This window comes from Subtercola boreus (genome assembly GCF_003399645.1).
In the GTDB taxonomy this organism is placed as follows: Bacteria; Actinomycetota; Actinomycetes; order Actinomycetales; family Microbacteriaceae; genus Subtercola; species Subtercola boreus_A.
In genome coordinates, this window is record NZ_NBXD01000030.1 from 303,161 (window position 1) to 328,405 (window position 25,245).

General features: G+C 66.4%; 25 protein-coding genes and 1 pseudogene. 10 read left to right on the forward strand and 16 right to left on the reverse strand.

The features are described from left to right. Positions 1-81: 81 nt before the first annotated feature. The 11 genes from B7R24_RS16140 to B7R24_RS16190 all read right to left on the reverse strand — a co-directional run bounded on the left by B7R24_RS16140 (position 82) and on the right by B7R24_RS16190 (position 13,653). Positions 82-1,674, reverse strand: coding sequence for an ABC transporter substrate-binding protein (locus B7R24_RS16140; protein WP_116419967.1), 1,593 nt, complete (start codon positions 1,672-1,674; stop codon positions 82-84). Between the two features lie 112 nt (positions 1,675-1,786). Then, positions 1,787-2,773, reverse strand: a complete 987-nt coding sequence (locus tag B7R24_RS16145) for an ABC transporter permease (RefSeq protein WP_116419968.1) — start codon at positions 2,771-2,773, stop codon at positions 1,787-1,789. Continuing rightward, on the reverse strand, positions 2,770-3,636 hold the full coding sequence (locus B7R24_RS16150) for an ABC transporter permease (protein WP_116419969.1): 867 nt from the start codon (positions 3,634-3,636) through the stop codon (positions 2,770-2,772). The genes B7R24_RS16145 and B7R24_RS16150 overlap by 4 nt, the downstream gene beginning before the upstream one ends. Next, a complete protein-coding gene (locus B7R24_RS16155) occupies positions 3,633-5,504 on the reverse strand; it encodes an oligopeptide/dipeptide ABC transporter ATP-binding protein (protein ID WP_116419970.1) in 1,872 nt (623 codons plus the stop codon). Before B7R24_RS16155 ends, B7R24_RS16150 begins: the two co-directional genes overlap by 4 nt. Continuing rightward, positions 5,488-6,375, reverse strand: coding sequence for a polysaccharide deacetylase family protein (locus B7R24_RS16160; protein WP_116419971.1), 888 nt, complete (start codon positions 6,373-6,375; stop codon positions 5,488-5,490). The genes B7R24_RS16155 and B7R24_RS16160 overlap by 17 nt, the downstream gene beginning before the upstream one ends. Beyond that, positions 6,372-7,979 (reverse strand): amidohydrolase family protein, encoded by a 1,608-nt coding sequence (locus tag B7R24_RS16165; protein WP_116419972.1) that lies wholly within the window; start codon positions 7,977-7,979, stop codon positions 6,372-6,374. The genes B7R24_RS16160 and B7R24_RS16165 overlap by 4 nt, the downstream gene beginning before the upstream one ends. Further along, on the reverse strand, positions 7,976-8,692 hold the full coding sequence (locus B7R24_RS16170) for an aspartate/glutamate racemase family protein (RefSeq protein ID WP_116419973.1): 717 nt from the start codon (positions 8,690-8,692) through the stop codon (positions 7,976-7,978). The genes B7R24_RS16165 and B7R24_RS16170 overlap by 4 nt, the downstream gene beginning before the upstream one ends. Continuing rightward, entirely contained in the window at positions 8,692-9,681 is a 990-nt protein-coding gene (locus tag B7R24_RS16175; RefSeq protein ID WP_116419974.1) for a carbohydrate kinase family protein, read from the reverse strand. Before B7R24_RS16175 ends, B7R24_RS16170 begins: the two co-directional genes overlap by 1 nt. After that, positions 9,678-10,868, reverse strand: coding sequence for an SIS domain-containing protein (locus B7R24_RS16180; RefSeq protein ID WP_116419975.1), 1,191 nt, complete (start codon positions 10,866-10,868; stop codon positions 9,678-9,680). Before B7R24_RS16180 ends, B7R24_RS16175 begins: the two co-directional genes overlap by 4 nt. Beyond that, positions 10,865-11,707, reverse strand: a complete 843-nt coding sequence (locus B7R24_RS16185; protein ID WP_172582874.1) for a BtpA/SgcQ family protein — start codon at positions 11,705-11,707, stop codon at positions 10,865-10,867. The genes B7R24_RS16180 and B7R24_RS16185 overlap by 4 nt, the downstream gene beginning before the upstream one ends. A 158-nt stretch (positions 11,708-11,865) precedes the next feature. Next, positions 11,866-13,653, reverse strand: a complete 1,788-nt coding sequence (locus B7R24_RS16190; protein ID WP_116419977.1) for a gamma-glutamyltransferase family protein — start codon at positions 13,651-13,653, stop codon at positions 11,866-11,868. Between the two features lie 164 nt (positions 13,654-13,817). Between B7R24_RS16190 and B7R24_RS16195 the strand changes: the two genes are divergently transcribed. Further along, positions 13,818-15,734 carry a potassium transporter Kup gene (locus B7R24_RS16195; RefSeq protein ID WP_116419978.1) on the forward strand — a complete coding sequence of 639 codons (1,917 nt, stop codon included), beginning with the start codon at positions 13,818-13,820 and terminating at the stop codon, positions 15,732-15,734. Positions 15,735-15,896: 162 nt separating this feature from the next. After that, positions 15,897-18,485, forward strand: a complete 2,589-nt coding sequence (locus B7R24_RS16200) for an excinuclease ABC subunit UvrA (RefSeq protein WP_253259503.1) — start codon at positions 15,897-15,899, stop codon at positions 18,483-18,485. Here B7R24_RS16200 and B7R24_RS18195 read toward each other — a convergent pair. From B7R24_RS18195 to B7R24_RS16220, 4 genes are all read right to left on the reverse strand, one after another. Continuing rightward, positions 18,474-18,650, reverse strand: coding sequence for a hypothetical protein (locus B7R24_RS18195; protein ID WP_253259504.1), 177 nt, complete (start codon positions 18,648-18,650; stop codon positions 18,474-18,476). The two genes, B7R24_RS16200 and B7R24_RS18195, sit on opposite strands and share 12 nt — an antisense overlap. Positions 18,651-18,732: 82 nt before the next feature. Next, positions 18,733-19,050, reverse strand: coding sequence for a DUF1016 N-terminal domain-containing protein (locus B7R24_RS18200; protein WP_147304074.1), 318 nt, complete (start codon positions 19,048-19,050; stop codon positions 18,733-18,735). A gap of 63 nt (positions 19,051-19,113) precedes the next feature. Next, complete coding sequence (locus B7R24_RS16215) at positions 19,114-19,443, reverse strand: DUF5615 family PIN-like protein (RefSeq protein WP_116419981.1); 330 nt, start codon at positions 19,441-19,443, stop codon at positions 19,114-19,116. 3 nt (positions 19,444-19,446) lie between these two features. Beyond that, positions 19,447-19,671, reverse strand: coding sequence for a DUF433 domain-containing protein (locus tag B7R24_RS16220; protein ID WP_116419982.1), 225 nt, complete (start codon positions 19,669-19,671; stop codon positions 19,447-19,449). Between the two features lie 246 nt (positions 19,672-19,917). On the opposite strand from B7R24_RS16220, the gene B7R24_RS17380 reads away from it, so the two are divergent. The 4 genes and pseudogenes from B7R24_RS17380 to B7R24_RS18465 all read left to right on the forward strand — a co-directional run bounded on the left by B7R24_RS17380 (position 19,918) and on the right by B7R24_RS18465 (position 21,818). Beyond that, positions 19,918-20,481: a hypothetical protein gene (locus tag B7R24_RS17380; RefSeq protein ID WP_147304075.1), complete on the forward strand. Its 564-nt coding sequence runs from the start codon at positions 19,918-19,920 to the stop codon at positions 20,479-20,481. Beyond that, complete coding sequence (locus B7R24_RS16225; RefSeq protein WP_116419983.1) at positions 20,444-20,881, forward strand: HTH domain-containing protein; 438 nt, start codon at positions 20,444-20,446, stop codon at positions 20,879-20,881. Before B7R24_RS17380 ends, B7R24_RS16225 begins: the two co-directional genes overlap by 38 nt. Before the next feature lie 436 nt (positions 20,882-21,317). Then, complete coding sequence (locus B7R24_RS16230) at positions 21,318-21,593, forward strand: hypothetical protein (RefSeq protein ID WP_116419984.1); 276 nt, start codon at positions 21,318-21,320, stop codon at positions 21,591-21,593. Positions 21,594-21,599: 6 nt separating this feature from the next. Further along, a pseudogene (locus tag B7R24_RS18465) lies at positions 21,600-21,818 on the forward strand (PaaX family transcriptional regulator C-terminal domain-containing protein). Positions 21,819-22,005: 187 nt separating this feature from the next. On the opposite strand, the gene B7R24_RS17385 reads toward B7R24_RS18465, so the two are convergent. Then, positions 22,006-22,215 (reverse strand): hypothetical protein, encoded by a 210-nt coding sequence (locus tag B7R24_RS17385; protein WP_147304076.1) that lies wholly within the window; start codon positions 22,213-22,215, stop codon positions 22,006-22,008. 69 nt (positions 22,216-22,284) lie between these two features. Here B7R24_RS17385 and B7R24_RS17390 point away from each other — a divergent pair, with 69 nt between their 5' ends. The 4 genes from B7R24_RS17390 to B7R24_RS16250 all read left to right on the forward strand — a co-directional run bounded on the left by B7R24_RS17390 (position 22,285) and on the right by B7R24_RS16250 (position 24,687). Beyond that, on the forward strand, positions 22,285-22,464 hold the full coding sequence (locus B7R24_RS17390; protein WP_147304077.1) for a hypothetical protein: 180 nt from the start codon (positions 22,285-22,287) through the stop codon (positions 22,462-22,464). Positions 22,465-22,863: 399 nt separating this feature from the next. Further along, positions 22,864-23,373, forward strand: coding sequence for a TIR domain-containing protein (locus B7R24_RS16240; RefSeq protein WP_116419986.1), 510 nt, complete (start codon positions 22,864-22,866; stop codon positions 23,371-23,373). Positions 23,374-23,386: 13 nt separating this feature from the next. After that, positions 23,387-24,220 (forward strand): macro domain-containing protein, encoded by an 834-nt coding sequence (locus B7R24_RS16245; RefSeq protein WP_253259505.1) that lies wholly within the window; start codon positions 23,387-23,389, stop codon positions 24,218-24,220. Further along, positions 24,217-24,687 (forward strand): HIT family protein, encoded by a 471-nt coding sequence (locus B7R24_RS16250; protein WP_116419987.1) that lies wholly within the window; start codon positions 24,217-24,219, stop codon positions 24,685-24,687. Before B7R24_RS16245 ends, B7R24_RS16250 begins: the two co-directional genes overlap by 4 nt. Positions 24,688-25,245 lie beyond the last annotated feature (558 nt).

Genomic DNA, 25,245 nt, shown 5'->3' on the forward strand with positions numbered 1-25,245 from the left:
CGGCGGGTGATGCCTGGCGCACTGGTGTGCGCCTGCGCCACCCGCCGAAACGCGTTGTCTGACTGTATTACTGTCGAGTCGTCATTTCGCGATGGTGAGCTTGCTGAAGTCGAGCTCGTTCGCACCGAGGTTATGTGCCTCGGCGACTCCCGCAACCCACTTCTGCGACACGACCCAGTCCTTGTTGTACGACAGGTTCATGTAGCACCCGGTCGCCGAATAGGTCTGGGCGGCCTTCGCATAGAGCGCGGTGTCACCGGTCTGCACGGCCTGGTTCAGATCGGCATCGGTCGACGGGTCGTCGCAGAGGAAGTAGTTGATTCCTCCGGTCTTGTCCCAGAAGACGTGGCCCCACATGTAGGGGCTGCCGCCGTCAGGGCCGTTGTTGCCGTCGATGAACGCGTCTGGCCCCTGGGTCGGGTCGTTCGCCCAGCCGAAGACCTCTGAGGTCGGGAACCCCTGGGCGGTTGCCTGGATACCGTCGGCCTGCAGGTTCGCCGCCACGATGTTCGCCATCGCCATGGCGTTGGTGTTGTCGGAGGCGTAGCCGAGCACCATCGACGTGCCCGACGGGAGGGTTTTGGCGTAGCTCGCCATGACCGTCGGGTCGTAGGTGATGTTCTGCTTGTCGCTGCCGTCGGTGATCATGCCCTTGGCGTACAGGGTGGTCGCGGGCTCCGACCGGTCGCCCAGAACCTGGCTCACCAGCTTCGCCTGGTCGATCGACGACATGAACGCCTGACGGGCCTCCTTGGTGGCGAAGAACGACTTGCTCGGGTTGGTGGTGATCAGAGCGGACTGCAGCGTCGGCAGCAGGTCGCTGTTGAACCCCGCGTTGTTCTCGTACTTCGACAGGCTCGTCGAGGGCAGGTTCGCCACGCTCACACTGACGTCACCGCTGTCGATGGCCAGCTGGAGGGCTGAGGCGTCGTTGTAGACGGGCAGCTCGACCGTGGTGAACGGCGAGATGGTGCCCCAGTACTTGTCGTACTGGGTGAGGCCGTACTTCGTGCCGACTTCGGCATCGGTCAGCGTGTAGGGGCCGGTACCGAGGTCGTGGGTCTGCAGGTAGGTCTGGGCATTGTCGGATCCGGCGTTGGCCGCGAGGCCAGTGGGCGACTCCATCTTGGGGCCGAAAGGCGAGGCGAGGTAGTCGAGGAAGGCCGAGTTGGGTGCGCTCAGTGTCACGACGGCGGTGAGGTCATCCGGAGTCGCCACCGACGCGATGCCGGCGGTCATGTACGACGCTCCGCCCCCGACGGCCGTGCGGCGGTCGAACGAGGCCTTGACCGCGGCCGAGTTGAACGGCGTACCGTCGTGGAACGTGACGCCGCTTCGCAGGGTGAAGGTGAAGACGGTGTTGTCGGGCGAGATCGTCCACGAGGTCGCGAGCCGGGGGGCGTAGTCGACGTGGTCGATGTTGTTGGTGTACTGCACGAGCCCCTCGTACGTGTTCAGGACGATCGCCAAGCCGTTGTTGGCGTAGTAGACGTCGGGGTCCGGCGGCTGACCGATGTCGCCGAGCAGGCCGACGGTCAGAACCCCGTCGGTGGGTGCGGGTTTGGCCGCGGTCGACGACGAGCTCGACGAACAGGCGGCCAGCGCCAGAAGGGGCACGATCGCGAGTGCGGCGATCGCGGCGCGGGCGCGCTTGCGGGTGAGGGACAGCTTCATTTCGACTCCTTGGTGAGGGGTGGAGGTGCGGGGATGGAGCGGTGGTCGGCGGTGCGGATGGGAAAGATGGAGCGGCGGAACGGTGTGGTGCGGGTCGTGCAGATCGCCGGGCTCATGCGGAGAGGCGCGGGTCGGCGACGGCTTGCAGAACGTCGACCAGGGCATTCGCAACGATGTAGATCGTTCCGAGCACGAGGGTGACGGCGGCGATGGCGGGAAAGTCGGAGGTGGGGATGCTCGCGGCCAGGTAGTTGCCGATGCCGGGCCAGCTGAAGATCTGCTCGACCACCACGACCCCCGCGAACATGAACCCGAGCTGCAGGCCGGCCATCGACAGGCCCGGGCCGAGACTGTTGCGAACGACGTGGCGGCCGAGCACCCGGAACGGCGTGAGCCCCTTCGACTCGGCCGTTCGCACGTAGTCGGCACCGAGCGTGTTCGTAAGGCTCGACCGCATGATGCGCCCGATCGCAATGGCCGGGGCGATGGCCAGAACGACGGCCGGCAGCAGCAGGTGCTGGGCCGCGCTGGCGAACCCCGCGGGGTCGCCCGCCACCAGGGTGTCGATCAGCAGAAAACCCGTCGGCCCGGTCTCGCCGGGGCCGCGGCCGTTGGCCGGCAGGATGTGCAGCTGGGCGTAGAAAAGCACGATGCCGCCGAGCGCCAGCAGGAAGGGCGGCGCCGTTGCGAGAACGAGAAGCGGGCCGCGAAAGATCGAGCTGCCGCGCCAGCGCAGCGCACCCGACACCGCGAAGAGCCCGCCGAGCAGAACCGCGATGACGAACGACCACAGCACCAGCTCCATCGTCGCCGGCAGGAAGGCCTGCAGATCGGTCACCACCGGGCGGTGGGTGCGGTACGAGACACCCAGATCGCCCTGCACGAGGTTCGTGAGGAAGTCGACGTAGCGCACGGGCAGCGGATCGTCGAGCCCGAGGCTCTGGCGCGCGGCAGCGACGGCCGCGGGTGAGGCGTTCGCACCGAGGTAGGCCTTCACCGGGTCGGCCGTCGACACCGACTGCAGCAGGAAGATGACCGCCGACAGGATGAGGATGAGCACCACGGCCGAGCCGAGGCGCCGAAGCAGGAAGCGGGTCATCGTCGGCCTCCGATCAGGGTGCGCACGCCGTCGCCGCCGAGGTTCGCGACCAGGCTGAGCAGCAGTACCGCGAGCCCGGGAATGAGCGGGATCCACGGCTCCGTCAACAGCTGGCCGAGGTTGCGGGCAGTGTCGGCGCCGAGCTCCGGTGCCGGTGCCGGCTGGCCGAGCCCGAGGAACGACAGCCCGGCGAGCAGTAGTACGACGTTGCCGATGTCGAGGCTGGCCGTCACGATCGCCGTCGGAATGACACCCGGCAGCACGTGGCGGAACACGATACGTGCCGGTCCGGCCCCGGCGAGACGGGCCGCCTCGACGTGCGGCCGGGAGGCGAGCGCCTTCACTTCTCCCCGGATGATGCGGGCGTAGTAGGGCCACCAGACCACGCCGATACCGATCAGGGTGTTCTGCAGGTTGTAGCCGAGCGCGGCGACGATCGCGATCGCGACGAGCGTGCCCGGCAGCGCCAGGAAGAGGTCGGTGAAGCGCATCAGCAGGTTGTCGATAAAGCCTCCGGCAACCCCGGCGAGGGTACCGATGATCCCTCCGATGACGAGCCCCGACACGACGACGACGAGCGCGGCGAACCAGCTCACCTGGATTCCGTAGAGCGTGCGCGACAGCAGATCGCGCCCGATGGAGTCGGTGCCGAGAAGGTGGTCGGGGGAACCGGGCGGCAGGCTGAGCGCACCGATCGGCTGCACCGGATCGTACGGAGCCAGCAGGCGGGCGAAGATCGCCAACAGGGTGAGCAGCGCGACCAGGGCGACGAGGGCCCAGCTGAGCCCTCGCCCCGTTCGCCGGCGTGCGCGCACCGGGCCGGGCATCCGAAGCCGCGGGGAGACGATCCCGGTCGCGCTCATACCGTCGCTCCGATCTCGGGTACGGAGGCCAGCAGTCGCCGGGTGTACGGATGCTCGGGCCGCTCGATGACGTCGGCCGACGTTCCCACCTCGACGATCTCGCCCTGCGTCATCACGACGATGCGATCGCCCATCAGGCGCGCCACCGACAGGTCGTGGGTGACGAACAGCACGGTCATCTCGAGTTCCCGGCGCATCTCGCGGATGAGGTTCAGCACACTGGCGGCGAGAGAGGCGTCGAGCGCGCTGGTCGGTTCGTCGCAGAGCAGCACCGCCGGGGGAATCATGGTGGCACGGGCGAGGGCGACGCGCTGGCGCTGGCCGCCCGACAGTTCGGCGGGGCGCACGCGGGCCACCGAGAGGGGCAACCCGATCGAGGTCAGTGCCCGGTCGATGCGCGCCCGGTTCTCGGTGCGGCCGAGCCCGAGGGGCGCGAGTCGCTCACCGAGCAGCTCGCCCACGGTGAGCCAGGGAGTCAGCGACGAGCCGGCATCCTGAAATACCATCTGGGCGCCTCCCGCTGCCAGCGCGACCGAACCCGAAGTCGCCGGCGTCAGTCCGCCGATGACGCGCAACAGGGTCGACTTGCCCGATCCGCTCTCACCGACGATCGACACAGCCTCGCCCGGCTCGACCGTGAGGTTCAGACCCCTCAGGGCGCGCACCTCACGGGCGGCAGACGACCCCGCGCCGCGCTGTCGCCTGTTCTGCCTCAGGGCGAAGGTCACGGTGAGGTCGGTGACCCGCACGGCGGGTTCGCGGCCCGGCCCCGGCGCGACACGACTCGTGAGGGGGGCGGCGTTCGCGGTGTCGTGGATGAACCCCTGAACGTCGTCGACGGTGCGCCAGCACGCCCTGTCGTGGTCGGCGGGGCCGAGCCGTTCGTCGGTCGGCAGGTCGGCGGTCAGCGCCACCTCTCCACCGATGCCCGGCGCCGATGCGAGTGCGATGTCGAGGAGCGGTGGCTGCTCGACGCGGCAGCGCTCCACCGCGAGGGGACAGCGTGTGTGGTAGGCGCAGCCGAGCATCCGTTCGGCCGGCGTGCCCGTCTCGGGCCGGAGGGTTCGGAGCTCCTGGTCGCGGGGCGTGCCGAGCGAGAGCCGGGAGCGCAGCAGGCCGACGGTGTACGGGTGGGTGGGGGCGTGAAGCACCTCGCCCGTGGGGCCGACCTCGGCGATGCGACCGGCATAGAGCACGGCGATGCGGTCGGCGATCTGCCCGGCCACGGCCAGATCGTGGGTGATCAGCACGACGCTGCAGCCGAACTCGTCGCGCAGCTCCCGCAGCAGGTCGAGAACCTGGGCCTGCACGGTCACATCCAGTGCCGTGGTCGGCTCGTCGGCGATGATGAGCGAGGGCCTTCCGGCCACCGCGATCGCAGCCATCACCCGCTGCCGCAGGCCGCCGGAGAGTTCGTGCGGGTAGACCCTGAAGCGCAGCTCGGCGTCGGCGATGCCCACGGCGGTCAGCAGCCGCAGCGACTCTTCGGATGTTCCGCTCGCCTCCGTCACCTGGTCGCCGATGCGCATGGTCGGGTTCAGCGACGTCATCGGGTCCTGGAAGATCACGCCGAGCTCGTTGCGGCGAACCGCGCGGAGCTCCTCGGCGCGGCCGTGCACCATGTCGACGCCGGCCACCCGGATGGCTCCACCGACCTCGGGGTGGGAGCGATGGGGCAGCAGGCCCATCAGCGCCAGGGCGAGTACGCTCTTGCCCGATCCGCTCTCGCCGACCAGGCCGACGATCTCCCCACGGGCGATCTCGAGATCGATCCCCCGCAGCACGTCGGAGCGCACGCCGTCACGCTCGAGGCTGAGCGTGAGGCCCGAGAGGGAGGCGGCGGGGGGGGCGTCAGTCGATGTGGCCATGGGTCACCGCCTCATAGATTCTGCGCGGCTGGGTCAACCACACGTCGTCGGAGTACGCCGCAATGTGTTCGAGCGCACGGGTCAGCTGCTTCAGCCGGAACGGCACGCCCGAGATGAACGAGTGCACGATGATGCTCATCACCAGTGGTTGCCCCTCCTCGCGCGCGGCGGCCAGCAGTTCGTCGAACTCGTCGATGATCATGTCGGCGAACTCGCTGGGCGCGACCCCCCGGCCGATCATGGAGGTGCTGTCGTTCAGTTCGAGGCCGTAGGGCATCGCCAGCAGGGGCGCGTTGCGGGTGTTCAGCCAGACAGGCTGGTCGTCGAGCCGCAGATCCATCACGTAGCGGTACCCCGCCTCGGCGAGCAGGTCGAGGGTGCTCTCGGTGTGGGTGAGCCACGGGCTCGACCAGCCGGTGGGCCGCGCACCCTCCTCACGCTCGATGCGATCGGCCACCTCGTCGAGGTAGGCGCGCTCTTCGGCCTCGCCGAGACCGGCCAGCGAGTCGGAGTTCGACACCCCGTGGCCCACGATCTCCGACCCGAGCCGGCGGGCGAGGGCGACCAGTTCGGGTGCCGAATCGTAGACGGCGGTGTTCAGCAGGATGGTCGGGGCGATCCCGAACGTCTCCAGCCGTCTGAGCAGCCGGAAGGCTCCCACCCGGTTGCCGTAGTCGCGCCAGCTCGCGTTCACGAGGTCGGGGGCGGGAACGCCGTCGAGCAGGTTCTCGACGTGCCCGTCACCGAAGTGGTAGTCCTCGATGCCCACGGCCACGTACACGGCGAGTTTCTTCCCGTCGGGCCAGGGCGCCTGTGCCCGATCCGCGACAGGTGCATAGTCGTAGCGGTCGTGGGTGTTGAGCGAGCTCATGCGTTTCCGATCCATCGGGTCATGCCGACATCCGTTGCGGCGGCGCGGCGGACCATTGCCTGGTAGTGCCCGAAGACGCGGTCTTCGGCGCGCCTGGCCCGTTCGATCACGGGCAGCTTGCGGGCGAAGAACTCGCGCGCCTCAGCCAGCAGAGCTTCTTCGTCGACCCGGGTGAGGGCCCCGTTCTCGAAGACCACCTCGCCGTTCACGACCGTCAGCCGAACGCTGGTGCCCGACTCGCAGTAGACCAGTTGGCCCCGCAGATCGTTGAAGGGAGTGAAGGCATTCGAGTGCAGGTCGAGCATGGCCAGATCGGCGAGGTACCCCTCCTCGAGCATCCCGAGCCGGTCGCTCTGCAGCAGAGCGGATGCTCCACCACGCCACAGACTGTCGAGAACCTCGTCGGCGCGCGGCCACTGGTCGCTGTCGAGACCCGAGACGTTGTGGATCAACCCGGTGGCCTTCACGACGCCCCAGACGTTGGCGCTGTCGTCGCAGATCGCCTCATCGATGCCGAGACTCACGGTGACGCCGTGGTCTCTCATGCGGCGGTAGGGAGCGACACCACTGCCGAGTCGCAGATTGCTCACCGGATTGTGGGCCACCGTCGCGCCGGACTCGGCGATCAGCCGAAGGTCGGTGTCGTCGACCCATACCGCGTGGATGACGTTCATCCGATCGCTCAACAGCCCCAGGTCGGCGGTGTACTGCACGAGCGAGCGGCCGCCGAACCTCGGCTGGTCGTCGGCCAGCGTGCGCTGCACCTTCGTCTCGAGCATGTGGGCGAAGAGGGGGATATGGTGCAGCCGGCTCAGCTCGTCGAGGGCCCCGAAATACTCGGGACTGACGCGCTGCGGTGCCGAGATCGAGACGGCTGCGGTCAGTCGGCCGTCTTCGGCACCGTGCCAGCGCTCGATCAGGTGGGCGTACGCCTCGAGCAGCCCGGCGGCATCGAGGGGCGCCGGCCGGCCGAGTCCACGGAGCAGCGCCTCATCGGCCCCCTCCGCGATGAAGGGCAGTTTCTCGGCCTCACTCAGCTCCGGCTGGTCGAGGGCGACCGAGGCCCGTATGCCGCAATCGGCATATGCCTGCATGACCGCATCGATGATGTCCGGCGTCGGGTACGGCATGAGAAAGGCATCGTCCTGAACGGTCGTCGTTCCGGTGCGCAGCATCTCGAGGGCGGCGAGCATCGTGCGCAGGTACGCCTCCCGGGGCGTCGGTGCGAGCGCCGGGTCGGCCGGGGATTCGTAGAGCATGAACAGCTCGAGCGGCAGGCTCGGCAGCGAGCCCTTCAGATGGTTCGCGGGCGAGTGGAAGTGCGCGTTGATGAGGCCCGGAACGAGCAGGTGGTGCCCGCCACCGTCGATGACGCGCGAAGACCCGGTCATGGTCGTGCCCCCCGGCGCGTCGCTGGCTGCGGACGCGCCCGTGGGCTCGACTCCGGATGCGGCGGCACCCTCACGGCCCCTCTCGAAGGCCGACCGGGCATCGGCGCCGATGGTGTCGATCACCGTGCCGTCGACGTACACGTCGGTCGGCCCGTACATTCCCGACACCTCGTCGGCGTCGTAGACGAACACGCCGGTGAACAGGATGCTCATGACCGAACCTCCCCGGGTCGGCCCCAGGTCAGGGCGCGCGAGGTGGTGAGACCCTGCGCCACGAGTCCCTCGGCGAGGGTGACGGCGGCGGAGACACCCTCGATCACAGGAACCCCCAGCGCACTCGCGAGGGGTGCGACGAGATCGGCCAGCCCGGCGCAGCCCAGGATGATCGCCTCGGCCCTGTCGTCGGCGATCGCCCGTCGCCCCTCGGCCACGAACAGGTCGAGCAGGTGCAGAGACCCCGAGGTCACCTCGGACACCGGTTCGTCGACGGCCCGTACCGTGGCGCGGTGGCCGAGGCCGAGCGTTCTCACGACGCGGTCGGACTGCTCGATGGTGCGGGCGGGCATCGTGATGATGCTGAAGCGGTGGGCGAGCAGCGCCGCCGTCATCAGCGCAGCCTCGGTCATGCCGACGACCGGCCCGGTCGCGGCCTCGCGGGCGCCCGGCAACCCGGTGTCGCCGAAACAGGCGATGACGTAGGCGTCGGGCCGGGCCGCGGCGGACTCGGCGGCTTCGAGCCGCTCGACCTCGGCCAGCACGGCGGCCGAACCGTGCACCTCGTCGATATGGCTCTCGATGCTGGGGACGCCGGTCGGCGCGGTGACGGCGAGCAGCTCGGTGTCGGGCCGGGCGATCGCGCTGGCAGCCTCGACCACGGCGTCGGTCATCGAGGCGGTCGTATTGGGGTTGACGATGGCGATCAGCATCAGCGCACCCCCTCGCGCGAGACGTGCTCGACGGCGGCGGCGGCCAGGGCGTCGATGCCGAAGTCGCCGATCGCGATAGCGGCAGCCGCAGCCCCCGCGTGCGCTGCGGCCACCGCATCAGCGGTCTGCAGGTGCCGAGCGGCGAAGGCTCCGCAGAACGCGTCGCCCGCCCCCGTGCTGTCGACGGGGTTCACGCGGGTCGTGCCGACCTCAGTGACACCGTCGCCGTCGAACACGAGGCATCCGTTCTCTGCCCGCTTGATGACGACCGTGGCCGGGCCGAGCGACTGGAAGAGCCGGCCGGCGGCGAGGAGATCGGTGGTGCCGGCCAGCGCCACCGCTTCGACCTCGCTCGGCAGGAACACGTCGCAGGCGGCGACGATGCCGAAAAGCGCATCGCGCGTGCCGACGAGGTAGTCCTCCTGCAGATCGAGGTAGATCGTCGCGTCGGAATGGGCGCGCAGCCACGGAGTGAGGGCGAGCTGGGACTCGAGGCTCATAGCCGAGACCAGGATGCCGTCGGCGGTGAGCGCTGACGCGGGCACGTCAGCCGGGTAGACGCTGAGCGTGTCGAAGTCGGCCTCGCTGGTCAGCATGGTCCAGCGGCGGGTGCCGTCGGCGAAGTAGTCGATGACGTTGCGCACGGTGGGAGCGGAACGCTCGGGCAGGTCGTCGGCGCTCACCCCGGCTGCCCGCAGGGTGCGGAGAAAGGAGTCGGGCAGGTCGGTGCCGATCGGCGCGAGCATGCGGATGTCTGCCAGGTGCAACCGGGCGGCGAGCGCAGCGTAGGCGGCGTCGCCACCCATCGCCGGGGCGCTCCTGACCCGGAGTGGAGCCAGGGCCGGCGCAGCTGTTGCCCGAGTGGCGGCTACCGTCACGGCGGCCGGCGCGGCTGCGGGCGCGTCGTGCACCGCTTCGTCGATGGTGAGGTTGCCGACGCAGACGAGCGACGAACCGCCGCCCGCCCGCGGCGCGCGGGAGCCCGTCACAGCCGACCCTCCGCGAGCGCCCGTTCCGCCGCAGCGAACTTCGCCATGCCGAGGTGGTAGCCCACCATCTGGGCCGGCACGAGGTAGACGAGCGAACTCAGCGCCTCAGTGACGGCGGGCACGGTGAGCACCGCGTTCGCGTGCTCGTCGAACGCGTGCTCGCCCTCCGACGTCACGACGTAGAGCTGGCCGCCGTACCGCCTCGCGTCGCGACCGGTGTCGACGGCCCGCGGAACCGACGGTCCGCTCGGCGCGAAGATGAACAGCGGCTCGTTCGGCTTCTGCGTGTTGTAGTGGTGGTACTCCTCCACCTCGATCTCGACCGCGTGGTCGGGAGTGGTCTCCTTGACCTTCGCCGCTCCCACGATGGCTGCGGCCCAGTTCGGGCCGCCGGCCGAGAAGAGGTACATCGTGCGGGCGGCCTCGACCCGGGCGATCTCGGCGATCGGCCCGTCATTCGTGGCCAGCACGTCGGCGATCACGTCGGGCAGCGTCACGAGCTCGTCAGCGAGCTGCGGGGCACCGGCCACGCCGCGGCGTATGCCCACCTCCGTGGCCAGGCGCATGAGCAGCGCAATGGCAGCCGTCGACGACTGGGTCGGCCAGCCGACCCGTGTCGCCTCGATCATCAGGGTGCGCTCGCTCTCGAGGTCGAGCGTCGAGCCGGCCGTGTTCGTCAGCGCGATGGTCATCGCTCCGGCATGCTGGGCCACCAGGGCCGCCTCGACGGTTCGCGTCGTCTCACCCGAGCTCGACAGGGCGATCACCAGGCTGGCAGGGGTGACGAGATGGCGTTGGTAGTAGGCGAACTCGAGGCTCTGAACGGGTTCGCAGGGCACACCGAGCATCAGCTCGAGAGTGAGCCGGGCGGCGATCATGACGGCCAGCGAATCGCCCGCACCCACGAGGAAGACGCGGTCGGTCGAACGCTCGGCCAGCTGTGCCGCGATCTGGGCCACGCCGTCGCTGTTTCTCGCCCACGTTGCCCGGATCGACTGCGGTTGCCCGAACATCTCCTCCCGGGTCACCTCGACCCGGTGCCGCCGCTTGGCGTCGAGCGGATCATCGGTCGGCAGTGCCAGGATGCTCGCCCGCTCCGCGGCGGAGACGCGCACGATGACACCTTTCTGTCGCTCGTCGAGCGGGCTGTCCGCCGCGAGAAGTGGGCTGTCGAGGGTGGTGGTCATGACAGGGAACCTTCGGTCTGAAGAACGGTCGAGGTGGCACGGCCTGTGCCGCGATCGGATGCCGCGTGCCGCAGGTAGGTGCCGCCGAGCGCCTCGGCGGCGACCGGGTCGATGCGGGCATCGTGGCCGGAGCCCGTCTTCAGCACGCTGCCGAGAATGGCCCCGTCGGAGCCGTCCATCGCGGCGACCAGGGTCGCGCCGGTCACGCGACCGCCGACGATCAGGTCGAGCCGTTCGTCGCCGAAGCGGTCGCGCAGGCGCGCGATGTCGTCGAGGGCATCGGCGACCCCACTGTCCCGGGTGACGATCACCCTGTCTGCCGCACCGAACGAGCGGGCTTCGGCCGCTGCCCAGTCGGTGGTGCCCGCAAGGGCGAGACTGGTCGCTTCGTGGGCGTCGGCCCACACCTCGACAGAGCTGCCGAGCATCCGCTTCATCAGGGCGACATCGAGGGAGCAGCCCTCGATGAACCCGGTCGGGCCGGCCGAGACACCCGTCAGAACCTTCACGCGAACGAACTGGGCGTCGATCGCGTGGGCGATGGCCACCGCAGACGGCCCGTCGTTGTGACCGACCACGACGCCGATCGGTATCGAGACGGCCTGGCGCACCGCCGACCCGATGACGCTCATGGCGGCCACGGTCGCGGCTCCGACGCGGTCGGCCTGCGGGTTGTCGCTGGCATCCTGGATCATCATGTCGGTAAAACCGCAGCGTGCGAGAACCCGGGCGTCGGCAGCGGCCCGCTCGGCGGCCTCACGGACGCTGGCGCCCGCGTAGTTCGCCGCACCCGGCAGCGGGGGCAGATGCAGCACGGCCACCAGTCTGAACGAAGCCATCCGGCCCTCCTGAATCATCAGTACGAATACCCAAACGGTATACAATCCGATGTTTCAGAGGCGTTTCACCCTGTTACGGTCGCGTTAACCCGACCAACGGTATTCAAGAAGACCGCCGTGCCGGTGTTATGCGCCGTGCGCCCGGCCCCTTCTACGATTCATCTTCCGGCGGCGTAGCCCTGCCCCCCTCGCGGGTTCGCCGCGGCCGAAAGCAGTCCGGTCGCCGGATTCCGCGAGACCGCCGAGAGGCGCCCCAGCGACCAATCGCCGCAGAGGGTGACCACATGACCGCGCTGGCGGAGGTTCTCGATGACCTCCGCACCCAGTCGTCCCTCGACCACGGCTCCGCCCGGCTCCCAGTCCCGGGGCCAGAAGCTCTGCGGAAAACTCGTGGAATGGAACGCGGGGGCCTCGATGGCCTCCTGGGGCGTCTTGCCCTCAGCGAGGAGGCGCACGAGGTAGACAGCCTGCCACTGGTCCTGCTGGTCGCCACCGGGCGTACCCAGTGCGCTCACCACGGAACCCTCACGCAGGAGCAGGGTCGGAGCCAGGGTCGTTCGGGGCCGCCGACCCGGCAGGAGGGCAGAGGGACTGGCCTCGTCGAGCCACGTCATCTGCAGCCGCGTGCCCAGTGCGAAGCCCAGCGAGGGGATGGTCGGCGACGACTGCAGCCAGCCACCGGACGGAGTCACGGAGATCGCATTTCCCCACCGGTCGATGATGTCGATGTGGCAGGTGTCACCCCGCGTGACCCCGGCCGCACTGACGGTGGGCTCGCCGACGGTCGGATCGGACTCTTCGTCGCCTGCTCTCACCAACGGCGGCCTGAAGGGCGCCAGTCCGCCGGGGACCAGCCCCGGCCGCAGCTCGCGGGAGGCAGCATCCCCGATGAGAACCCGTCGCTCCGACGCATAGCTCTCAGAAACCAGCGTCTCGAGAACAGACGGGTCGATGTCTTCGCCGTAGTAGGCATCCCGATCGGCCAGCGCCAGCTTCAGCGCCTCGAGAACCCGGTGCACGCCGCCGCCCGTCGAAAGCTCGAGCTCCTCGTTCGAATACCCGTCCAGGATGGCCATGGTCTGCAGCAGAACGGGGCCCTGGCTCCAGGCGCCGGCCGTCACGATCCGGGTGTCACGAAAGGCGCCCTGAACCGGTTCCTCATAGCTGGCGGTGTAGTCCGCGAGGTCTTCCCTGTTCAGAACCCCGCGATGATCCGTTCCCGTGGAGTGCCGGTGCGGAGTGTTCGCGACGAAGTCATCGATCGCGTCGGCCACGAAGCCGTGGCTCCAGGCGTGACGCACGGCGTCGATCCGCTCGGCTCTGGTCTCGCCCACCGAGTGACGACACAACTCGTCGAGGGTCTCGGCGTACGCAGTGTTGTAGACGATCTCGCCCGCCTCGGGGGCTCGCCCCTTCGTCAACCACAGGTCGGCCGACGTCGGCCAGTGGGCCCGGAACAGAGCAGCGACCCTGTCGATCGTCGCCGCAGCCGTGGGCAGAAGCTGGTGTCCGTTGCGCGCGTAGTGGATGGCGTAGTCGAGCACCTCGGCGACCTCCCAGGTGCCGTGATCCCGAAGAAGCAGCAGCCAGGCATCCACTGCTCCCGGAGCGGTCGCCGCCAGGGCGCCGGCCCCCGGCACCAGGCCGAGGCCCTCCGCCCGGAAGTGCTCGATCGTGGCCCCCCGCGGTGCGGGCGCCTGACCGGCCAGGGTGAGCGGGGGCTGGCCGGCCGGCGCGAAGAGCCCCACGAGGTCGCCTCCGGCTCCGTTCAGATGCGGTTCGACGACGTGGAGCACGAAACCGGCGGCCACCGCCGCATCGAAGGCGTTGCCGCCGCGCTCGAGCACCGCCTGGCCCACCGCCGAGGCGATCCAGTGAGTGGAGGCGCACATGCCGAACGAACCGAGAAGGTCGGGGCGGGCCAGGAACGGGCGGTCGGGCGTCATGAGGGAGGGCCACTTTCTGCTCGGGCGCCCGAGGCTACCAGTCGCCACCACCTGCCCTCCCAGCGACCCGACGCGAGCGGATCACCCGGCGGCGATGCGGTCGTAAAGGGGGCTCTGCACCGGTGCCGAACGGGTATCGTCGGTTCCATGGGCAAGAGCGTTCTGTGAGGTCGGTTTCTCAACCGGCGAAGGTCGGTGCAGGCGGGCTCGCAGTCGCAGCCCTCGGGGTTGTCTTCGGTGACATCGGAACCAGTCCGCTGTACGCGCTGCAGACGGTGTTCAGCATCGACGGCGGGGCGGTGGAGGCGAACGCCGACGACGTCTACGGCGTGATCTCGCTGATGTTCTGGGCCGTCACGATCGTGGTGTCGGTGAAATACGTCACCATTCTCATGCGCGCCGACAATGACGGCGAGGGCGGGGTGATGGCACTCGCTGCGCTCGGGCAGCGGCTCTACACCGGTTTACCCGGCAAGAGCAGCAAAGCGGTGCTGTTCCTCCTCATCGCGATCGTCGGGGTCTCCCTCTTCTATGGGGACTCGCTGATCACTCCGGCCATCAGTGTCCTGTCGGCGGTCGAGGGGCTCGAGATCGCCGTGCCCGGCATCTCCCAGCTGGTCGTTCCGATCGCCGCGGTCATCCTCACCGGACTGTTCGCCTTCCAGCGCTTCGGCACGGCCAAGGTGGGCAAACTGTTCGGCCCGGTGATGCTGTTCTGGTTCTTCGTCATCGGCCTCGGCGGCGCAGTGATGGTCGTGCAGCATCCGAGTGTTCTGGTCGGCCTCTCGCCGACCTACGCGGTCGCCTTCATCGTCGGCCACCCGGTGACCGCCTTCGTGGCGATGGGCGCGGTGGTGCTGGTCATCACCGGCGCCGAAGCCCTCTACGCAGACATGGGGCACTTCGGCCGGCCGCCCATCAAGCGGGCCTGGTTCTTCGTCGTCTTCCCGGCCCTCGTTCTGAACTATCTCGGGCAGGCCGCGCTGATCCTGCAGGATCCGGCCACCCGCCAGAATCCGTTCTTCCTGCTCTTTCCCGACTGGGCCCGGCTGCCCGTCGTCATCCTGGCAACCGTGGCCACGGTGATCGCCAGCCAGGCCGTCATCTCCGGGGCCTTCTCCCTGACCCGCCAGGCCATCTCGCTCGGACTTCTACCGCCGCTGACCGTGCGGCACACGTCGGAGAACGAGGGCGGGCAGGTCTACCTCCCGGCCGTCAACGCCCTCCTCTTCGTCGGGGTGATGGCGGTCATGCTCGTGTTCCGGTCGTCTGCTGCCCTGGCGACCGCCTACGGCGTCTCGGTGACGGGCGCGCTCGTCGTCGACACCGTGCTGCTGCTGCTCGTCGCGCCGCGACTCTGGGGCTGGGGGCCGGTCAAGATCGGCGTGGCGGCGGTCGTCTTCGGCGGCCTCGAGCTCACCTTCCTCAGCGGCAACCTGTCGAAGGTCGTGCACGGCGGGTGGGTGCCCCTGCTCGTCGCCCTCGCGGTCATCCTCGTCATGACGACCTGGCGCAAGGGGCGGAACCTCGTCATCGAAGGTCGCATCAAGAAGGAGGGTTCGCTGTCGCAGTTCATCGACCGGGTGCGTGACCTCAAGATCGCTCGGGTGCCGGGCGTGGCGATCTTCCTGCACCCCAACCGCGACTCGACTCCGCTGGCGCTCCGCGCGAATGTCGAGCGCAACAAGGTGCTGCACAAGCGCGTGATCGTGGTGACGGTGGTGATCGAGAACGTTCCGCACGTTCAGCCCGAGGAGGCGTTCGAGTACAACGACCTCGGTTACTCCGACGACGGCATCGACCACGTCAGGGTGCGGTTCGGCTTCTCAGACACCCCGAACATCCCGCGTGCCCTGCGCAGGGCGTGCTCGCTCGGCGTGCTCGACCTCAAGGGCAAGCAGGTCGACGCGGCGTCGTACTTCGTGTCGCGCGGCGCGATCCGGGCGACCCGCGCGCCCGGAATGACCGCCTGGCGGAAGACCCTGTTCGTCGGGCTGGCCCAGAACGCGGCGAACCCCGCCGCACGCTTCGGTCTGCCGCCCAGCCGAACGGTCACCATGGGCAGCGACATCGACATCTGAGGACGTCCGGTCGAGGCAGCGGCCGTCGATGACCGGTTCCGCCTCGGCTAGTTCAGCGTTGGCGTGCGACCGTTGCTGTTCCGCTGAGGGCGCGGGTCCGGCTCGGCGCCCGGTCATTCGTTCGTAGACTTCGCAGGTGACGCCAATCAGAGGATGCCTGCAATGAGCGCGAAGGACGGTTCCCCTGAAGGAATCCGGTTTGACCGCGTTCGCGTGCGCGGTGCCCGGGAGCACAACCTGCGCTCGATCGACGTCGACCTTCCGCGAGACGCCCTGGTGGTCTTCACCGGCGTCTCCGGGTCGGGCAAGAGCTCGCTCGCGTTCGGTACCATCTACGCCGAGGCGCAGCGCCGGTTCTTCGAATCGGTCGCACCCTATGCAAGACGCCTCATCGACCAGGTCGGCGTACCCGACGTGGATTCGATCGAGGGCCTGCCGCCCGCGGTCGCCCTTCCTCAGCGTCGGTCCAGCGGCACGGCCCGCTCGACAGTGGGGAGCGCGACGACGGTCGCCAACGTCGTGCGCATGCTGTTCTCCCGGGTCGGCACGTACCCCGCCGGCGCACCGACGCTGTTCGCGGAGGACTTCTCCGCCAACACCGTGCAGGGCGCCTGCCCCGCCTGCCACGGTCTGGGTCGCATCTACGATGTGCCCGACGAGCTCATGGTTCCGGATGATTCACTGACCGTTCGCGAACGGGCACTCGCCGCGTGGCCGACCGCCTGGCACGGCAAGCAGCTCCAGGACAGCCTCATCTCCCTCGGTTACGACATCGACGTGCCATGGCGCAGTCTTCCCGCCGACCAGCGGGACTGGGCCCTGCACACAGACGAGTCACCGCAGGTGCCCATTTTCCGGGATCTCTCCCCCAGCCAGGTGCGCCAGGCCGTGGCATCCGGGGCAGAGCCCTCGTACATGAGCACGTTCCTCGGCGTCAAACGGTATGTACTCGACACGTTCGCGAACTCGAAGAGCGCCCGGATGCGCGAAAAGGCTGCCGAGTTCATGGTCAGCGTTCGGTGCCCGACCTGTGGTGGCAAGCGGCTGAGACCGGATGCCCTCGCTGTCACTTTCGGAGGGTTCGACATCACCGAGGTGCAGGCGATGCCGCTCGACGATGTGGCCCGCCTCATGGAGGCCGTCCTCCTGCCCGGGTGGGGAACCTCGAAGCAGCAGTCCGGGCGATCCGGCGAGGAGGATCTCCCGCCCGAGAAGCGTCTCGCCGCCCAGCGACTTGCAGCCGACCTGCTCCAGCGCCTGTCGCCGATCATCGACCTCGGGCTCGGCTACCTGACCCTCGACCGCACGACTCCCACCCTCTCGTCGGGTGAGCTCCAGCGCATGCGACTGGCGACCCAAGTGCTCTCGCGCCTCTTCGGCGTCGTGTTCGTGCTCGACGAGCCATCGGCGGGGCTCCACCCTGCCGACACCGAAGCCCTCGTGGGCATCCTGAAGAGCCTCCGGGATTCCGGCAACACCGTCTACTACGTCGAGCACTCCCTCGACGTCATCCGGGAGGCGGACTGGATCGTCGACATCGGCCCCGGGGCCGGAACCGCCGGGGGAACCGTCGTCTACTCGGGCCCGATCGACGGCCTGCGCGAGGTGGAGGAATCCTTCACCCGGCGCTACCTCTTCGCCGACTCCTCGGCACCCGCCCCGACCCGCACCCGCCGACGCGGCGACGCTCTTCTCAGCCTCACCAGCGTGACCCGCAACAACCTGTCGGACGTCTCCGTGGCCTTCCCGCTGGGAGCCTTCACGGCAATCACCGGTGTCTCAGGATCGGGCAAATCCACCCTCATCACCCACGGCATCCCCGACCTCCTGCGCTCGGATCTCGCCAGCGCCACCGAGGAGGTCGAGGGCGAGACCGAGCCCGCCACTGAAGACCCCCTGGTCTCAGGATCGCCGGTCGCGACATCCGGCCGCGCGTCAGGACCCGCCGATCGCGTTCGCCGTGTCGTACAGGTGACCCAGAAGCCGATCGGTCGAACGCCCCGGTCGAACGTGGCGACGTACACCGGCGTGTTCGACCAGATCCGCAAGCGTTTCGCTTCGACCCCGGATGCTCGGCAGCGCCACTACGGCGCGAGCCGGTTTTCCTTCAACCTCCCCAGCGGCCGGTGCCCGGTCTGCAAGGGCGAGGGGATGATCGAGGTCGAGCTGCTCTTCCTCCCCACCGTGCACGCGCCCTGCTCCGCCTGCGCCGGTACGCGTTACAACGCGGAAACCCTGGAGATTCGCCTGAACGGGATGACCGTGGCCGACGTTCTGGCGATGAGCGTGAGTCGCGCGCGGGATTTCTTCGCCGACGACGCCGACGTCACCCCCCACCTCGATGCCCTGCTCGACGTCGGACTCGGCTACATCTCCCTCGGCCAGTCGGCCACAGAGCTGTCGGGCGGGGAGGCGCAACGCGTCAAGCTGGCCTCCGAGCTCCGCCGCGCCCCGCGGGGCGACACCCTCTACCTCCTCGACGAACCGACCTCCGGGCTCCACCCGGCCGACGCCGATCGACTCATCGGACACCTCCAGCGCCTCGTCGACGGCGGGAACACCGTGATCATCGTCGAGCACGACATGCGCGTCGTCGCCCAGGCCGACTGGGTGATCGACCTCGGGCCGGGGGCGGGAGACGCGGGCGGACACATCGTCGCCGAGGGAACGCCGGAGGACGTCTCGAAGAGTGACGCCAGCCGCACGGCCCCCTTCCTGAGGGCCGCTCTCACACCATCGCTAGACGCCTAGGAGGGCGAGCGGGATAACGGCGATACCGTCTGTCCGTCGGTACGCGACCTTTCCTGTGGTGATGACGGCGTCGTCGAGAAGGTTGGTGCCGAGCTGGCTTCGTAGCCAGGGGGCTTTGGTGGTCTGCTGGGCGAGCTCAGTATCCGGTGTTTCCAGAGGGGTCACGAAGTTGCTCGGCGCCGCACCCTCGCGGTCGTGAAGACGTGTAGCTATCTGGTGCGTGAGAACGGGCGCGACTCCAGCCGTACTAAACGTGCATAGCTGCATACCAGTCGCGGAGGGACTGGTCGTCGAGCTTGTCGAGGAGGGACACGATGTGGCTCCACGGCAATTCTCCAACAGCCTGTTGGAGAATTGCGTCCTCCATCCACCCTTCGGCGTACCGTCTCATGTAGGCCAGGTTCGCCAGCGAGAAACCCTCCGTCGAGGGGAACTCGGCGCGGAGATCTGCGGCGAGACGGTTCAGAACTCCGCTCCCCCACGATTCGACTCGTTGACGGCCGAGAATTGTGTGACCGATCCTCCAGTAGAGGCGAAGCATCTCGGAGTTCGCTCTCCGTTGCACGGTGAAGCGGGCCTCAGATGTTGCTCATTGGTCAACGCAAAACGGAGCCCCCAGGCAACTCCGTCAACGGAGTTCAACGAGGTCGTCCCCTGCCTCGATCATTTCGACGACTCGCTCGACGAGCGGCTCGAACCATTCGATCAGCGCGCGACGGCTCGTGTTGCCGACGCGGATCCAGACAACTACCGGCGCTTCTCCGCCGAACACGAGCATGCTCGAAAAGTCTTCGTCTTTGGTGATGAGTACGGCCTCGTGGTCCAACGCGTAAAGCCAAAGATCCCTGTCGGGTGAGTCGGCGAGGCCGATATCGGTCACATGCGCGGCAAGGTGCCCGTGCGCAGACAACATGCGTGCCAGCGCAGGCGGCAGCTGAGCGTCAACGAGAAACCGCACAGTCTACGAGGCAAGCAAGATCGCGTGATCGGCCTGCGCGGCGGCGTACTCCAAGCAGGCCCGAATGTCGTCGGCCGCGAGGTACGGGTAGTCCTCAAGAATCTCGGCCTCGGTCGCCCCCGCAGCTAAGAGCGAAAGAACGTCAGTAACACGAACCCGAGTACCACGCACGGCTGGCCGGCCATGCACGATCTCCGGGTCGACGACGATGCGTTCCAACAGTGACATGCCCCAAGACTACCGCGGCATACCTCGTGGTCAATGATAATTATTCATCTCAATCAGTCTCGCGAGAGTCCCACCTCACAGGCGCAGCCAGCCCAGTACCGCCTGCCCCGGCTGCTGTCTCAGCACCCTGCACCGGATGCCCGCCCGCCGTCACCCCGAGAGCCCACCCGTTCCCGGGTGACCGTCGCCCCGCCCAAACTCACGGTCAGCCCCGCGAGCGCCGGGTTCGCCGCAGCCTTCCCCATCATGGCAGTCGCCCTCGCGACCGGAACGATGCTCACGATCGGAATGGCGCCGGCTTCGGCGAACGTGGCATCAACGCCGACATCCGAAAGTGCCGTCTCTTACGAACTGAGCGTAGGCGGCGAAAGCACCACGCTGGCTGAGGGTCAGTCTGTCGTCTACCCAATGGTGCCCACCGATCCAGATGCCGGCGTCGTCTATCCGGGAGACTACGGCACGATCACAGTCACAGCTGCGGGTGGGGTCTACCACTACGACATCGCAATGTCCGTTCCTGTCACCAACTTCATTGGTGCCTTCAGCATCATGGATCTCACCAGCGGGTTGAGTGGTGGCTCGGTTACCGAACTGATCTTCTCGGGAGATGTCCCGACCAGTAGGCTGCGCAACCATACGTATCCGGCGCGATCGCGGGAGAGGCGTTTTTTGCAGGCGCTTCCGTTGCTCACACAGCACCGAACAACACGTCGTACACCTACAACGACTTCTGACAAATCCGGATCGCAACTTCACACATCGGAGACCCAGCATGAATCCCGCAGACGAGCTAAGAATTCTCATCAGTGATGGCGGCATCACTGAAGACGCGGTGCAGAGCATCACCAGCGTCACCACTGAAAAGCTGAGGTCGTTCCTGAACCAAACACAATCGGGGATGGTGGTCGCTGATCCGGAGAAGATGGAGGTGCTCTCGATTGACGAGAGCATGAGGCTGTCCATCCTGGTTGCGCAGCTGACCGAGGGGTTCCAAATCGACGACGACGAACGTCTCACTGCGATCCTCGAGTCACTCACCCTCGAGTGCGGCCTCACGGTACCGAACATCGCGCGACTGACAGGCCTCGAAATCGAGGATCTGGAGAGCGGTCTGCACGATCCCGCATCGATACCGATCGAAAAGAAATACGCGCTTGCTCTCAGGAGTTCTTATCTCATCAATGCCGTGGGGCTGGCACGAAACCGATGAGCTGATCAGGCGACCGCGCGGTAGTGGGCTACTATCGGTGCCGCCGAACCTGGGTCGACATACGACGGCGAGATTTCTTGCCACCCAGCCACAGTCGCATCAATGTTCAACGCCCCACCGCTGCCCGACGGCTGCCGATCCGCGGTCGAAGCCTCGTTGCCGCCGTCAGTGCCATCCGCTGACAACGCCTCTTCAGAGTCCCACCACACACGCACGACCCATGCATTGGATTGCCTTCGCTAGGTCGGGTGGTGCGTCATCCTGTTCGATCTGAACGGTGAGACCCGGCCGGATGCTCAGCGCTTTGGCGTCGGCGATACGAAGGTTGGTTCGACACAAGGAAATCGGGCCGCCAGGTCAGCGACATCCTGAGCGACCGAGGCTGGGCGCTTATCGGCGAAGGTCGCGAGCGCATCTTCCGCCACTCGAACACCGAGTGGACGCCCGCTGGGCGATGGTGCTGGCGAAGTTCCCCGAAGCCCGCCGGGCCGACCGGGAGGGAGCCCGCAAAAACCTCGCCTGGCTCGGCCTCGGCCAGCTCACCCGGTCGACCTGGATGAGCCCGCGCGACAGGCTCGACGCGGCACGCAAGGCGCTGGGCGACCGGCCCGCGCTGAGCCTCGACCTGCTGCACTTCTCGAGCCTCGGTGCCGCCGAAGACCTGAGCATCGCCTCCCGCTGCTGGGACCTCGACGATCTGCAGCAGGACTAGGCGAGCTTGCTCGAGCGGCTCGCGGCCATCCCCGACTTAACGGGCAGTGCCGCCCTCGAAGCGCGCATGCGGCTGTCCGACGAGTACCGCCGCTTCCCGTTCCGCGACCCCGACCTGCCGTAGGAACTGCTGCCGGCGGACTGGATCGGGCAGCGGGCGCACAACGTCTTCCGCGAAGCCCACGAGAGGCTCGCCGGCGAAGCGGAGGCCGAGATCGAGCCCTGACGGGCCAGACCGTTGTACCGGATCCGGTCGCGCTGCAGCTCTTCGCGCGCTGACCCCGGAGCCCGGTCCGAACCGGTAGCTGACACGAATGCGGAACGAGCCGACCCTGCTGCTGTCGCAGCATCCTGTACCGGATGCCCGACCGCCGCCACCCCGAGATCCCGCCGGCGCACACCAAGCTTTAGCGTCAGTTTAATTCTTCTGGCAACCTGTTGATTGCTAGGGACAGGCCGCGTGGGCTGAGCCCAGTTACACCTTGAATCTGAACCCAGGTCGCGCCGCCTTTCAACGCCGCACGAATCAGCTCATCGCGGCGGCGGATCAGCCTTTCGCGCTCCTCGGTTACGCCACGTAACGCCGCTACGGCCTCCTCGAGCTCGTCTAAATTTTCGGTCACAAGTGCACTATATCAACCGAGTTTTTCTCACTATACTGGGTATAGCACCGACCGAAAGAAGGTAACTCAATGAACATTGAACCGCGCGACGAGAACGTCTCGCCACCCAATCACCCGATCAAACCTCTTGTGAAATTACTACGCGAAGATCTCGCTGATCTCGTGGACGGCCTGCTCCCCCCAAATATCGTCGACCACGTCACTCAAGCCACCCTGGTGCTTGAGGCGCTGAGCGAGCATACGGTCTAAAGAGGTACGGGTCTCCTCAGCTGACCAAACGAATCTCGCGTGTTCGGTAACGCCCTTCAGGGTTTCATCCGCTCACCCGATGCCATGTCGTGCGAGCCACAACCACAACGGCCCTCCGCGGCTGCCGGGAAGTACTCTCTCGGGCGGACAACCACACTTCACCCCTCATGCCACGGGCCACTGCCCGAAAGTCCTAAAAAGTGCTCGTGAGAGACGGAAGACGACGCGATGAGTTCGAGGGACAGACCGCAAATGCGAGATCCGAGGGATTCCGGTCGACAGACTAATCGACGCCTTCTTCCCGTCTGCCCCCTGTTCGAGTACTTCTCAAACTCGAGGGTCTCGTGATTACATGGATCAAATCGCGACTCATTTCTGGGCGCGAAGATCGGGGGATTTATGAGCTACAGAAATAAGACGTACGTCGCGTTCGCGAGTGAAGACATCAAGTCCTACCGCTTGATGGAGGCGTGGCGGGAGAACAAGAACATTGACTTTGACTTTTTCGATGCCCACGATCTCTTCGTCGCGCGTGACACAAGTACGCCGGAGACAATTAAGCGCAACCTTCGTGAGCGGATGAAAAACGCTAAACAGGTCGTGCTGCTTGGCAGCCCGAACGCCAAGACCAAGGGCGAGGATGGAGTTTCGTTCCTCGCCTACGAACTCCAGATCGCAATCGAACTCAATTTACCGGTTGTTGTTGCACACTTGGATGGTTCGAGGTCAGGAAACTCCGCCAACTATCCAGCCCCCCTGGAGGCTGCAGACTACTACGCAATGTCAGTATCATTCCAACCTACGATCATCAAGTACGCCCTTGACAACTACGCGGCGGGCTATCCCGCGAGCACAACCACCGGAGAACACATATACAAGTCGAGCACTTATACCAGCCTTGGTCTCTAACTTACTGAGTCGCATGCAATTTCCGTCGGCCCGGCAGTGGCGGACCGTTGGGCAACGGTTCTTTGCAGCGCTGGGTATAAGTGCTATACCAATCGGTATTCTTGCGCCGCTATCGCCTCAATGGTGGGACGGAAAGTGGTGGCTCATTCTGATCGTGGCAGCGGTCGCAGTTGCTTGGGGCCTCGTTGGTCTTAAACGGAAGGAGCCGAAGCAGTCTTACGAGGAAAACGTGACTATTCGTCTTGTCGTCGGAGACCTATTCAAGCAGGACGCAAGTGCAGTTATCGGATTCACCACCACGTTCGATACCGAAGTTCCAGACGTAATCGCACCTAACAGCCTGCAAAGCAATTTCATGGATGCGATCTATGCAGGCTCGCAATCGCGGCTCGATCAAGATCTGTCTATCGCGCTAGCAGGCAAGGCACCATACAAAACAGTCGCGAAAAGAGGAAAGACCGAGGTCTACCCTGTCGGCACTGTTGCCACACTCACTGCGTCAGCAAACATCCATTATTTCTGTGCCGCGTACACCGAAATGGACGTTCATAACAGAGCTAGCGGCACCATCAAAGGCGTTCTAAACACGCTGGACGAGTGCTGGGATGAAATGGATAAGTACGGAAATGGGGAGGTCATTTGCGTGCCGCTCATTGGACAGGGCCAGTCGCGAATAGGCGAGCTGACCCCCGAAATTTCCGCTCGACTTACCGCTTTTTCGTTTATATTGCGGACCAAGAGGTCCCGTTTCGCTAGCGAGCTACGGATTGTCGTACATCCAACAGAAAGACAGAAAGTTGATCTCGTTGAGTTCCAGGCATTTCTCACCTCACTGGCCGGCTCATGACTGACTCGAACATTGATTTGCCCACGGCCGAACCATGCGCCTTTTGTGACTATCTATCAGGGTCGCGGCCATATACCGTCCTTTGCCGATCGGACACTGTTGCGGTCCTCGTTACTCGAGAACAGCGCGGAATTGGGCATCTCCTAGTGTTACCAACGAGACACATACCGACACTGCTGGAGACTACGAAACGTGAGCGACATGCATTGATTGACACCCTTGCGGCAGCCGCCAAATTGATAGATGAGGCCTACGAGAGACCGGGCATCGCGATCTGGCAAAACAACGGTATCGCGGCGCACCAAGCAATCCCTCATCTCCACTTTCATGTCGCTGGAACACTTCCCAGCGGGGGAACTGAATTCGGCCCAGTCCCCGAACTCTCCATAGGTAAAACCGACAAGATAGCGGAACGGTTGGCCTCCTCCGGCGGACATGAGATCTGCATCGGAGGCGAGAAAGGCTAGACAATTAAACTCCGTGTAGTGACGCCTTGTATTAGTTGAGGACAGAACTGGCCACCAAGCGGTTCTTCTTATTTCCAGAGAACATGCATACCGTCGCCGAACAGACCGGGCGCACTTGCACCGGGAACCCGTCGGCACCACCGTCGTCGGACAGTACACTCGCGAGCACCCGGTCACTGCCATCCGGTTTTAGCGTCTGGATGATACTCAGCCGTTCGTATGAAAGAAGCACAACCCAAACGGCGCTCCACGGCTGACGGGCAAGTACTCTTTTCGGCGAACGAGCACACTTCACCCTCCTACGGCGGGGCACTACCCGAAAGTCCTAAAAGTGCTCGTGAGACACCGAAGATGCCACGATGAGTTTGAGGGACAGACCCCAACTGCGAGATCCGAGGGATTCCGCACGAACTGATCCAGCAGGTGGGTGCTGACGGCGCTCACTGAAATTCCCCAGTTCTGCTCACTGAAATTCCCCACCCCGGGTCGCTTCCGCGCATAGAAGCGGGCCTCCCTCGATGCTGATGGTCTTCGACCACACACCAGCTCGAGAAAGGC